The organism is Plantactinospora sp. ZYX-F-223, assembly GCF_039649625.1.
In the GTDB taxonomy this organism is placed as follows: Bacteria; Actinomycetota; Actinomycetes; order Mycobacteriales; family Micromonosporaceae; genus Plantactinospora.
The window spans coordinates 76,120-88,154 of record NZ_JBDJAV010000031.1 but is presented as its reverse complement, the minus strand read 5'-3'; the positions used below and the strand labels follow the sequence as shown (position 1 = coordinate 88,154).

The 12,035-nt window shown below is 72.9% G+C and carries 7 protein-coding genes; 5 read left to right on the top strand and 2 right to left on the bottom strand.

Going from position 1 to position 12,035, the window contains the following annotated elements; all coding sequences use genetic code 11:
• The first annotated feature begins 36 nt into the window (after window positions 1–36).
• Together AAH979_RS28415 and AAH979_RS28410 are read left to right on the top strand one after the other, a co-directional pair.
• Window positions 37–855: a trypsin-like serine protease gene (locus AAH979_RS28415; RefSeq protein ID WP_346261185.1), complete on the top strand. Its 819-nt coding sequence runs from the start codon at window positions 37–39 to the stop codon at window positions 853–855.
• Between the two features lie 717 nt (window positions 856–1,572).
• The gene (locus AAH979_RS28410) at window positions 1,573–1,980 is read left to right on the top strand and encodes a peptidase inhibitor family I36 protein (RefSeq protein ID WP_346261184.1); all 408 of its coding nucleotides are present in this window, start codon (window positions 1,573–1,575) and stop codon (window positions 1,978–1,980) included.
• 358 nt (window positions 1,981–2,338) lie between these two features.
• On the opposite strand, the gene AAH979_RS28405 is transcribed toward AAH979_RS28410, so the two are convergent.
• Entirely contained in the window at window positions 2,339–2,653 is a 315-nt protein-coding gene (locus tag AAH979_RS28405; protein WP_346261183.1) for a hypothetical protein, read from the bottom strand.
• Window positions 2,654–2,792: 139 nt separating this feature from the next.
• Between AAH979_RS28405 and AAH979_RS28400 the strand changes: the two genes are divergently transcribed.
• A complete protein-coding gene (locus AAH979_RS28400) occupies window positions 2,793–5,888 on the top strand; it encodes a LuxR C-terminal-related transcriptional regulator (protein WP_346261182.1) in 3,096 nt (1,031 codons plus the stop codon).
• A 15-nt stretch (window positions 5,889–5,903) separates the two neighbouring features.
• Here the strand turns inward: AAH979_RS28400 and AAH979_RS28395 are convergent, their stop codons facing one another.
• Window positions 5,904–6,581, bottom strand: coding sequence for a BON domain-containing protein (locus AAH979_RS28395; RefSeq protein ID WP_346261181.1), 678 nt, complete (start codon window positions 6,579–6,581; stop codon window positions 5,904–5,906).
• A gap of 229 nt (window positions 6,582–6,810) precedes the next feature.
• Between AAH979_RS28395 and AAH979_RS28390 the strand changes: the two genes are divergently transcribed.
• Together AAH979_RS28390 and AAH979_RS28385 are read left to right on the top strand one after the other, a co-directional pair.
• Window positions 6,811–8,967, top strand: a complete 2,157-nt coding sequence (locus AAH979_RS28390; RefSeq protein WP_346261180.1) for a hypothetical protein — start codon at window positions 6,811–6,813, stop codon at window positions 8,965–8,967.
• Window positions 8,968–9,262: 295 nt separating this feature from the next.
• Window positions 9,263–11,977, top strand: a complete 2,715-nt coding sequence (locus AAH979_RS28385; protein ID WP_346261179.1) for a cellulose binding domain-containing protein — start codon at window positions 9,263–9,265, stop codon at window positions 11,975–11,977.
• Window positions 11,978–12,035: the final 58 nt, after the last annotated feature.

Genomic DNA, 12,035 nt, shown 5'->3' with positions numbered 1-12,035 from the left:
GCCTGACCACGACTCCGACACCCCTGGAGGTCAGTCATGTCCCGACCGCACTCGGCGCGCGTACTCGTCCGGCGTACGTGCCTGGTGGCCGCGCTGGTCGCCGCCGGCCTGTCCCTGCCGGCCACCGCCTCGGCGGCGCCGTCGACCGGGTACGCGAACGTGCCGGCGGCCTCCGGTGAGCCCGCACCGGAGGCCACCGACGGCGACGGCGGCGTCGGCACGCTGGTGGTGAACGGCCGGCCGGCGTCGGAGAACTACTCGTTCCTGGTCTACTCCTCGGGCTGCTCGGCCTCGCTGATCAAGGCCAACTGGGTGGTCACCGCCAAGCACTGCCCGACACCGAGTTCGGTACGGGTGGGCAGCGTCAACCGCACCAGCGGTGGCACGGTGGTCAGCGTGGTACGAGCGGTGAACCACCCCTCCATCGACGTGAAGCTCTTCCAGCTCGGCAGTTCGGTGAGCCATGCCCCCGCCGTCATTCCCAGCACCTCTGGCGCGGTCGGTACGGCGACCCGGATCATCGGCTGGGGGCAGACCTGCCCGGTCCGGGGCTGCGGCTCGGCGCCGACCGTCGCCAACGAGCTGGACACCTCGATCGTGGCCGACAACCGCTGCTCCGGCATCAACGGCACGTACGAGATCTGCACCAACAACACGAACGGGAACGCCGGCGCCTGCTACGGCGACTCCGGTGGCCCGCAGGTGCGCAGCATCGACGGCCGGTGGAACCTGATCGGCGCGACCAGCCGGGCGGGTAACAGCAACTCGACCTGCGCGACCGGGCCGTCCATCTACGGTGACCTGCCCGCCATCCGGTCCTGGATCAACACCCAGGTCGGCGGTCTACCCTCCTGACCGACCCCCGTTCTCGAAGACCCCGACCCGGGCCCGGCGACCAGTTCGCCGGGCCCGCGCCGGGTCGCCGGCCGGGGCGGGGCGGGGCGGCCGCCGCAGCGGCGTACGAGAAACACGTAACGGGCCGGAAACTGTACCGCCGTAGTCGTACGTCGGCCTTGGGTGGTTATAGAACGGTTGAAATAAACGGTGTCGAATCGGGTTGCGGGTTGGTTGTGGCCATCGGGACAGCGTGTTATGGTATCGACGCTGTTTGATGGCTTGGCCGGGGTAATTCCTGTTTCTCCACCGAGGACCGCGTACGGGGGCGTCGCGTGAGTGTGAGAATTTCGCTGTTCGATGCCGCACAATGGCGTGCCGGGCAAGAACCCGATCGATGACTCGCTGACACCACGCGGGCCACGGCCACCGCAGGCTATGCCCGCGCCGCCGCCTGCCGGTCACGGGCCGGCATCGGGCGGTCCGGCGACCGCTTTCGTTCCCGAGCGCCACCAGTGCTGGGCGGGGCGGCGTCACCTGCGGATACGTCGGCACATCGGGCTGCGGGCGTACGAGGCGTTCCGGGTGTTGCGGCGTTACACCCGGCCCCCCGTGCCACCAGCCCAGGCGTCGACGTCGAGCCGTACCCCGACACACCCCGCACCCGGTTTACCGGACAGGACCCCTCCCTGCCTTCCGCCATCGTTCCCGGAGTTGGTCAGAAAAGGGGGAAACACCATGCGTAAATCGCGCGTCAATTACCGGAAAGGGCTCCAAGTACTGTTGTCGCTGACCACCGCTGCAATTATCGGCGGCGCGTACGCCGGGCCGGCGGCGGCCGCCCCGGCATTGGCGGACACGTCGGCGACGAGCAGTGGTACCTGTGAGTTCCTACGGGCGCTGTGCCTGTTCGAAGGGACCTCGTACGCCGGAGCACGGTTCACCGTTTCCGCGTTGGACCCGACCGTCGGGGCCTGTGTCGACCTGGTCGAGCACGGCTGGGGCGAGCGGGCCCACTCGTGGATCAACACGAACAGCCGGGCGGCCCTGCTCTACGTCAACGACGACTGCACCGGCCGGCCGATGCTGCTCAGTGGCAGCGCCCCGTCCTTCACCTTCCCGGCGAAGAGCGTCTTCGTCTACTGAACCCGTCAACCTCGACAGCGCACCGGAGGGCGGCCGGGGAGAGGCTGACCGCCGGACGACAACCGCGAGAGCAGCCAGGAATGGCGGGAGCAGCCAGGAACGGCTGACGACCGGGCACGACCGCCGGCAGAGCCGGCCGGCCGGGGAAGGCGGCACCCCGGCCGGCCGGCGAGGCGGTCGTGCCGGCGGTCCGGCCCGCCCTCCGCGAGCCGGACCGCCGCTGCGCCGTGCCCGTCCCGGCCCGAGTGGCCGCCACCGACCGGGCCGAGATCCAGGGACCCCGGTGACACCAGGGATCCGGAGATCCAGGAAATCCGGGATCCGTGTGACGTCACGCTGGCCTGCCGGCAGGGCGCTCTCACCGCAGCACCTCGCCGGTCTCAGCCAACTGCTTCGCCTGGCGCAGCGCGGTGCGTACCGCCGCCCGGCGGTCCTCGCCGAGCAGCCGCGCCGACAGCCTGGCGAGCGGGAGCGGTTCGTCCTCGCACAGCACCGCGACGAGTTCCGTGCCGCGACCGCCGGGCGCCGGGCGCAGCGTCACCGTCACCCCGGGACCGAGGCTGGCCACCGGCTCAGGGAGTTGCCCGTCCGGTGCCAGTTCGGCGGGTGGGCGGTCGATCGTCACCGCGTACGACCGGGAGCGGGCGGCGGCCTGCCGGTCGGGTACGTCCATCGCCCTCCTCCGCTTCCTGGGCCGTCATCGTCCGGCGGTGCCGGGTGAACCAGGGTCGTCCGCAAGGGGTGAACCGCGTCGGGTCGGGTATCCGCCTCGGGCCGTCGCGTCGGGACGGGCCGCAGGAGGTGGGGCATTGTTGGAACGGATCGAGGACCTGGCCGGAACGGTCGCGCCGGCCACCGACAGGGCACCCGCCGGGCCGGACGGCGGGGCGGGGCGTCTGGCGCCGCCGCTGCTCACCGCGAAGCTGGCCGCCGCGCCGCGCTCCGGGGCGGTGCTGTTGCCCCGGCCCCGGCTGTTCCAGTTGCTCGACCTCGGGACGGCCGGCCCGCTGACCCTGGTCTCGGCCTCGGCCGGCTGGGGCAAGACGGTGCTGCTGAGCTCCTGGTGCCGGGCTCGCAACGCGACGGACGGCCGGGCCGGGAAGAGCCCGGACCGGGGCCCGGTGGGCTGGCTCTCGCTGGAGCCGGGTGACGGCGGGGCACGGCTCTGGTCATATCTGTACGCTGCGCTGCGTCCGGCCGTTGACGGGCAGGAACCGGACGAACCGGATCCGGGGTACGGGCTGGAGTCCCTCGCCGAGCAGTTGGCCCGGCGTACCGGGCCGGCGACCCTGATCCTGGACGATCTGCACCAGGTGGACGACCCCGAGGTCTCCAGCGGGCTGGAGTTCCTGCTCCGGCACACGGCCGGCCGGCTGCGGCTGGTGATCGGCTGCCGTACCGACCCAGGGCTCGCGCTGCACCGCTGGCGGCTCAGCGGGGAGCTGACCGAGATCCGCGCCACCGACCTGGCGTTCCGCCCCGACGAGGTCGCCGACCTGTTCTCCGCGTACGGGGAGCCGCTGCCGCCGGAGCAGACCCGCAGGCTGGTCAACCGCACCGAGGGCTGGCCCGCCGGTCTGCGGTTCGCCGCGCTCGCCCTGCCGGGCCACCCCGACCCGGCCCGGTTCGTGGACGAGTTCACCGGAGAACATCCGGACGTCGGCGACTATCTGACCGAGGAACTGCTCGCCGGCCTCTCCGGTGACGCCCGCGAGGTGCTCTGCCGGGCGTCACTGGTCGAGGGCTTCTCCGCGGAGCTGCTGGACACGCTGACCGGGCGCACCGACGCGGCCCGGGTACTGTCCGAACTGGACCGTCTCGGCGGGTTCGTGATCCCGCTCGGCGGCCGGCCGGCGGCGTACCGGTGCCATCCGATGCTCGGCGAACTGCTCCGGTCCGAGTTGGCCCGCCGCCCCGCTGACCAGGTGGCCGAGCTGCACCGTCGGGCTGCCACCTGGTTCACCGCGCACGAGCTGCCGGCCGAGGCGCTCCGGCACGCGCTCGCCGCGCACGACTGGCCGTACGCGATCGGCGTGCTGCTGCGGCACTGGCCGGATCTCGTCCCCTACGGCCAGTACGCCCCGACCCGGCCGGCGCCGCCGGCACCGTCCCCGGAGGCGGTCCGTGCCGACCCGGAACTCGGTCTGGCCTGTGCCGCGGACCGGCTGGACGGGGGTGAGCCGGCCGCCGCCACCGGCTACCTCGCGCTGGCCGCCCAGCACACCGACCTGCTCGACCCCGCCCGCCGGCACCGGTTCCGGCGGATCGCGGCGGCCCTGCGGCTCGCCGCCGCCCAGTCGGCCGGAGACGAACCGGCGGTACGCGCCGGGGCCGCCGACCTACTCCGCCCGGATCCGCTGGCCGGCCAGGCCGACGTCGCGGCGGTCACCGCCGACCCGGGCGCGCTGCTCGGCCCGGCCCCGGCCGCCCGGCTGGACCTCGACGGCAGCCCGGTCGTGGGCGTCGATGTCGAGGCGTACGTGGACGCCGACCAGATCGACCTGGGCCGGCTCACCCTGCCCGACTCCGCTCGGACCGACCTTCTCGATCCGGGCAGCCATGACCTGCCCGACGCTGCCCGGACCGACGTCCTCGGTCTCGGCCGTGCCGACGTGGCGGCGGCGGGTTGGGCCGGCCCGTCGGACTCCGGTCTGGGGGACCCGCCCGACCTGGGGCGGCTCGGTGTCGCGCTGGCCGGCGGCGGGGATTCCGACCGGAACGACCTCGAACTCCAGGTGAGGGCGGTGGCCAGGCTGGTGCCGGGGACGATCCGGTTCGGGACGGGCGACCCGACCGCCGCCGAGCCGGAGATCGCCGACGGGCTGGCCGAGGCGACCCGGGCGGAGCTGCCCCGGGCCCGTCGGCTCTGCCTGGGCCGGCTGGCGCTGGTCCGGGCGATCCGCGGCGAACTGACCGGCGCCGACGAGGCAGCCCGCGCGGCACTCGGCACGGCGCCCTTCGGCGGGCTGGTCCGGCCGGCCGACGGCGTACACGGCTATCTCGCGCAGGCGCTCGTCGCGCTGCACCGGGACCGGCCGGACGACGCGGACGCGAATCTGGCGCTCGGCGTCCGGGCCGCCGAGTACGTCGACGAACCGCTCGTGCACGGACTGGCCGGCATCATCCAGGCTCGGCTGCTGCGTGACCGGGGTGACCTGACCGGTGCGCACCAGGCGCTGGCGGGCAGCCGCCGCCGGCTCGGTGACCGGGCCGAGACGCAGCCCCTCGCGCACTGGCTGCTCGCCGCCGAGGCGGAGCTGTGGATCGACCACGGCGACATCGAGTTGGCCAGGGGCATGCTCACTCCGGCACTGGAGCGGGGAACGGCTCCGGTCGAGCCGGTGGCGGTGGCGCTGTCCCGGGCCCACCTGCGGGCGCGGGACCCGCAGGCCGCCCTGCGGACGCTGCCGGACTGGGCGGCGCCGGCCGGGGCCGGTGGGCCGCTTCCGCTGCGGCTGGCGGCCGGACTGCTCGACGCGAGCGCGGCCCGGTTGACCGGCGACCACCGGCGCGCGGCCCGCGTCCTGGAACAGGTGCTGCGGTTGGCGGAGCCGGAGGGCTTCCGGCAGGTCTTCATCCGGGCCGATCCACCGGTACGGGAGCTGCTCGCCGCGCACCTCGACTCGGGTACGGCGTACTGGCCGATGGTGAACGAGCTGCTCGACGCCGTCGACGGGACGGGCGGTGCGACGACCCCGGCGGCGGCGCCACTGGGTGAACCGCTGACCGAGCGGGAACTGACGGTGCTCCGCTACCTGCAGAGCATCCTGTCCAATGTGGAGATCGCGGCGGAACTCTCGCTCTCGGTCAACACCGTCAAGACGCACGTCCGGAACATCTACCGCAAGCTCGACGCCACCCGGCGCCGCGACGCCGTACGCCGGGCCCGGGAACTCAACCTGATCTGACCCGAGCCCGAAGCCTCACAGCCGTACGGTGATGTGGTTGTCGACCTGCGTGACGCCCGGCGCCGACCACGCGACCCGTTCGGCCTCCTCGCGTTCGAGCCACGACCGGACCTTGCCGGTCAGCACCACGGCGTCGCCCTCGATCCGGATGTCGATCCCCGCCGCGTCCGTCTCCACGCTGCGTACCAGTGCGCTCTGGATCCGCTCGGAGATCTCGTCGCGCTCCGGTCGTTCCCGCGGTTGGACCGAGATCCCGTTGGTGAGGCCGCGGACTCCGGCGAGCCGGCGTACCGCCTGCTCGGCGGCGCGTCGCTGGTATTCCCACTCGACGTCGCCGCGCAGCACGACCCAGCCGTTGGAGACGGTCACGTCGACATCGCAGGTGCAGACGAAAGCGTCCCACTCCAGCGCCTGGGTGACCGCCGCCGCGATCTCGGGGTCGTCGCGCTCGGCCGAGGAGGGCAGGCGTACCTCGAGGTCGTTCGCGACCGCCCGGACCCGGTGTACCCGCTGCGCGGCCCGTTCCGCCGCCCATTTCTTGGCGTAGTTGTCCACCCAGCCGCGCAGCGTCACCACGCCGTCCTGCACCGCCACACCGATCTCGTTCGGCTGGACCCGGGGTTCCCAGGCCAACTCCGCCAGGATGTCGCGCTGGATCTCCTCGTCACTGCGGCTCGTCGCGCGGCTGGCCATTCTCGCTCCTCCGACGGGTCCGGGGGACCGGTAGGCTGCGCCCCGCCGGTCACGTCCGCGGTTCGACTCTGACCCGCCCTCGGGTGAGCGACCCTCACCCGTGCGGGGTGAGCCGGACGGGGGCGTGACAGTCCCGGCGAACATCAGGAATCATCTATCCCGGTGTGCTCCGGGGCAGACGCCGGTGTGGTGCGGGGGACAGGGCCCGGGCCGGAAGGAATGGGCAGGGATGACGATCGAACGGCAGACGGCACCGGCCGGACCTGACGAGCGGGCCGGCGACGACCGCGACGGGCGGGCCGGCGACGGGCCCGACGAGCGGACGGGACCGCCGGAGAGCGGCGCCGCGCCGTCCGGCCCGGGTCGGGTGCCCCGGGCCCCCTTCCTGGTGCGCCTGGTCAGCCACGAGTGGACGCTGGCCGTGCTCGGCGGGCTGCTGCTGGCCGTGGTGCTGACCTGGCCGACCCTGCGCGACATCACCAGTACGATCCCGCAGGACATCGGGGATCCGACCCTTCAGGCGTGGCAGATCGCCTGGGGCGGCCACGCGGTGCTGACCGACCCCAGCCAGTTGTGGCACTCCAACACCTTCTATCCGGAGCCCTACACCTACGCCTACTCCGACACCCTGCTCGGCTACGCCCCGGCCGGGATGATCGGTGAGGGTCCGGTGGCCGGCGTGGTCCGCTACAACATCCTGTACGTCCTGGTGCACGCGCTCGCCTTCGTCGGGGCGTACGCGCTGGTCCGGCAGCTCGGCGCGGGCCGGATCGGTGCCGCGGCGGCCGGAGTCGCCTTCGGGTACGCCCCCTGGAAGCTGGCCCAGGCCGGGCACCTGCACGTGCTCTCCATCGGCGGCATCGCGCTGGCCCTGGCAATGCTGGCCCGGGGACACGGCTGGTCGCTGCGGCACGGCTACCGGCCGGAGCGGCGCCGTCCCGGCTGGGCCTTCGCCGGCTGGCTGGTGGCGGCCTGGCAGATGACCCTGGGCTTCGGCATCGGGCTGCCGTTCGGTTACGTGCTGGTACTGGTCTGCCTGGCCGCCGGGGCCGGCTACGCCTGGTCGTGGTGGCGGCGCCGGTCCCGCCCGCCGTTCGGTCGACGGCTGCTGCTGGCCGACCTGGCCGGCGGGGTGGTGTTCGGCGGGGTCAGCATCCTGATGGCGCTGCCCTACCTGGAGGTGGTGGCCCGGCACCCGGCCGGCCGGCGGACGCTGGCGCACGTGCAGATGTTCTCGCCGCCGTGGCGGGGTTTCCTGGTCGCGCCGCCGGAGAACTGGCTCTGGGGCGAGCGGCACGCTGCCGCCCGGGCGAGCCTCAGCTTCGCCGGGGAGATGACCCTGCTGCCCGGGGTCGTGCTGATCGGGCTGGCCTTCGCCGGGCTGTTCTTCTCGGTGTGGCGGCTGCGGCACCGGATACTGCTCACGGTCGGTGTGCTGGTCAGCGTCGGGCTGGCCAGTGGCACCACGCTCGGCGGCGACGGCGATCCCGGGTACGCCACCCTGGTGCTGCACGCGCCCGGCTTCGACGCCATCCGGACCTCCGGTCGGCTGGTGCTCTGGACGACCCTGCTGCTCGGCATCCTGGCCGCCGGTGCGCTGACCGCGCTGACCCGGCTCGGCGCGGAGCCGTCCGGTGACCGGCCGCTGGAGGGCACCCCCGCCGACACCCGACCGGAAACCGCCACCATTCCGCCGGCCACCGCCGAGCCCGCCGCCGGCCAGCCCCGATCGGAGTCGGGGCCGGCGGTCATGGACGAGGAGCCGCCGGCCACCGAACCGGGACAGCCCGGCCCGGACGACGGTCCGGCCCGGGCCGCGCCGCCGCCGCAAGCGGGGGAGCGGCCGGGCACCCCGGTGCCGGTGCTGCGGATGGCCGCCTACCAGCCGCCGCCGGGCACCGAGGAGCAGCCGGACCGGCGGGTACCCGGGCGGCGTGCCGCCGGGTTCCGCAGGGCGCTGGTCCGGTTGGTCGCACTGATCCCGCTCGCGCTGATCCTCGTCGAGGGGGTCAACACCACTCCGCACGCCCCGGTGATCCCGCAGCCGGCCGCGTTGCGCGGGGCCGAGGGCCCGCTGCTGGTGCTGCCGAGCAGCGGCACCCTGGAGTTCAGCGTGATGCTCTGGTCCACCGACGGCTTCCCGAAGATCGTCAACGGACTCGCCGCCTTCACCCCGGACTCGCAGGCACAGACTCTCGGCATCACGGCGAGCTTCCCCGACCGGCTCAGCGTCGACCATTTGCGTCAACTCGGCGTCCGTACCGTCGTGGTGCTGCCGGAGTACCTGCCCGGGACGCCGTGGCAGGAGGTGCTGAACCGGCCGGTCGACGGCTTGGGCATCACCCGCGAGGAGGTCTCCGGCTCGGTGGTGTTCCGGCTTGGCTGAGCCCGGCCCACCACCGGCTTAGTTTAGACGTCCAACTATTGACACGGTGTCCGGCCGTGTGTGAACGTCTGCACGACGCCGTTACGGGAGCCAGGACGACGCCACGGGAGCAAGGGCAGCTCCCGGCTCGGGAGGTCTTCCGTCCGTGCGCGCGATCGGCGGGACCGCACTGGTCCGGATCGTCTCCGGCGTCCGCCTCGGAACGCCCGCCGCGCCGGCGGTTCGTCCGTCCCCCCGGCGTGCCAACCCCCGGCCGCGCCGGCCAGCGCAAGCTCTTTGACCCAGGGAGCCGTACATGCGTAGAAGTCTCGCCAGTACCCTCGCGGCGGTACTGGCCGCCGGCGTGGTGGCCGTGGTGGCCCAGGTCGCCGTCAGCCCCTCCGCGGCACCAGCCTCGGCCGCGGCGGCCGAGCCGTACTCGTGGCAGAACGTCCGGATCGACGGCGGCGGCTTCGTCCCCGGCATCGTCTTCAACCCCACCGAGCGGAACCTGATCTATGCCCGCACCGACATCGGCGGCGCCTACCGCTGGGAGCAGTCCAGCCAGAGCTGGACCCCGTTGCTGGACTGGGTCGGCTGGGACCGCTGGGGCTGGAACGGCGTGCTCAGCATCGCCACCGACCCGGTGCAGACCAACCGGGTCTACGCGGCGGTCGGGATGTACACCAACGACTGGGATCCGAACAACGGCGCGATCCTGCGTTCCACGGACAAGGGCAACACCTGGCAGGCGTACCAGTTGCCGTTCAAGGTGGGCGGCAACATGCCGGGCCGGGGCCAGGGTGAGCGGCTCGCCGTCGACCCGAACCGGAACAGCATCGTCTACTACGGCGCCGAGGGCGGCAACGGGCTCTGGCGCAGCACCGACCACGGCGCCACCTGGGCGAAGGTGAGCAACTTCCCGAACGCCGGCAACTACGCCCAGGACCCGTCCGACCCGAACGGCTACCTGAACCAGAACCAGGGCGTGACCTGGGTGAGCTTCGACTCCAGCACCGGCACCGCCGGCAACACCACCCAGACCATCTACGTCGGGGTCGCGGACAAGTCCAACCCGGTCTACCGGAGCACCAACGGCGGTACGAGCTGGGAGCGGATCGCGGGCCAGCCCACCGGCTATCTGGCGCACAAGGGTGTCGTCGACCCGGTCGGCGGCTTCCTCTACATCGCCACCAGCGACACCGGCGGCCCGTACGACGGCGGCAAGGGCGACGTCTGGAAGTTCAACCGGGCCACCGGGGCGTGGACGCAGATCAGCCCGGTCCCGTCCAGCAGCGCCGACGCGTACTACGGGTACAGCGGGTTGACCATCGACCGGCAGAACCCGAACACCATCATGGTGGCGACGCAGATCTCCTGGTGGCCGGACGCGATCTTCTTCCGGAGTACGGACGGCGGCGCGACCTGGACCCGGATCTGGGACTTCGGGGCGTACCCGAACCGGACCAAGCGCTACACCATGGACATCAGCTCGGTGCCGTGGCTGACCTTCGGCGCCAACCCGTCCCCGCCGGAGGAGACCCCGAAGCTCGGCTGGATGAACGAGTCGGTGGAGATCGACCCGTTCGACGGCAACCGGCTGATGTACGGCACCGGCGCCACCATCTACGGCACCACCAACCTGCGCAACTGGGACAGCGGCGGCACGGTCACCATCCGGCCGATGGTGCGGGGACTGGAGGAGACGGCCGTGCTCGACCTGGTCAGCCCGCCGTCGGGCGCCCCGCTGGTCAGCGGGCTCGGCGATGTCGGCGGTTTCCGGCACACCAGCCTGGACGCCGTACCGGCGACGATGTTCACCCAGCCGGTCTTCACCAGCACCACCAGCCTGGACTTCGCCGAGCTGAACCCGAGCGTCATGGTCCGGGCCGGCAACTTCACCGACGCCGACCGGCCGAACGACAGCCACGTCGCCTTCTCCACCGACGGTGGGGCGAACTGGTTCCAGGCCCAGGAGCCGGGCGGGATCAACAGCGGCGGCACCGTCGCGGTGGCCGCCAACGGCAGCCGGTTCGTCTGGGCGCCCGGCGACTCCGGAGCGCAGGTGGTCTACTCGGTCGGGTACGGCAACTCGTGGGGCCAGTCCAGCGGGATCCCGGCGAACGCGACCGTCGAGGCCGACCGGGTGAACCCGAACACGTTCTACGGCTACTCGGCCGGCCGGTTCTACCTCAGCACCGACGGCGGCCAGAGCTTCGCCGCCACCGCCGCCACCGGGCTGCCGAGCGGCGGGGCGAAGTTCAAGGCGGTGGCCGGGGCCGAGGGGGACATCTGGCTGGCCGGCGAGACCGGGATCTTCCGGTCCACCGACTCCGGAGCGAGCTTCACGAAGCAGCCGAACGTGAGCAGTGCGGTAAACGTCGGGTTCGGCCGGGCGGCGCCCGGGCAGACGTACCCGGCGGTCTTCGCGGTCGCCACCGTCGACGGCGTCCGCGGGGTGTACCGGTCGGACGACGCCGGTGGCGCCTGGGTGCGGATCAACGACGACCAGCACCAGTACGGCAACATGGGCGAGGCGCTGACCGGTGACCCGAGGGTCTACGGCCGGGTCTACCTCGGCACCAACGGCCGGGGCATCCTGGTCGCGGACCGGCTCGGCGGCCCCTCCCACCCGCCCACCGCCACCCCGACCACCCGGCCGCCGACGGCGACTCCGACCACCCGCCCGCCTACGGCCACCCCGAGCAGCACGCCGCCGCCGAGCGGGGCGTGTACGGCCGCCTACCGGGTGACCGGCTCGTGGCAGGGTGGCTTCCAGGCCGAGGTGACCGTGCGGAACACCGGCACGTCGGCGATGACCGGCTGGACGGTGGGCTGGACCTTCGGGAACGGACAGGCGATCAGCCAGATCTGGGGAGGTGCGCACACCCAGTCCGGTTCGTCGGTTTCGGTGCGGAACGTGTCGTACAACGGCAACCTGGCACCGAACGCCTCCACCACGTTCGGCTTCCTCGGCAGTTGGACCGGGGCGAACGCCGTACCGGCACCGGTGAGCTGCGCGCGGAGCTGACCAAGCCGCGTGGGACTGACCAGGGGCCGGGCCCGCACGTGCGGGACCCGGCGCGGGA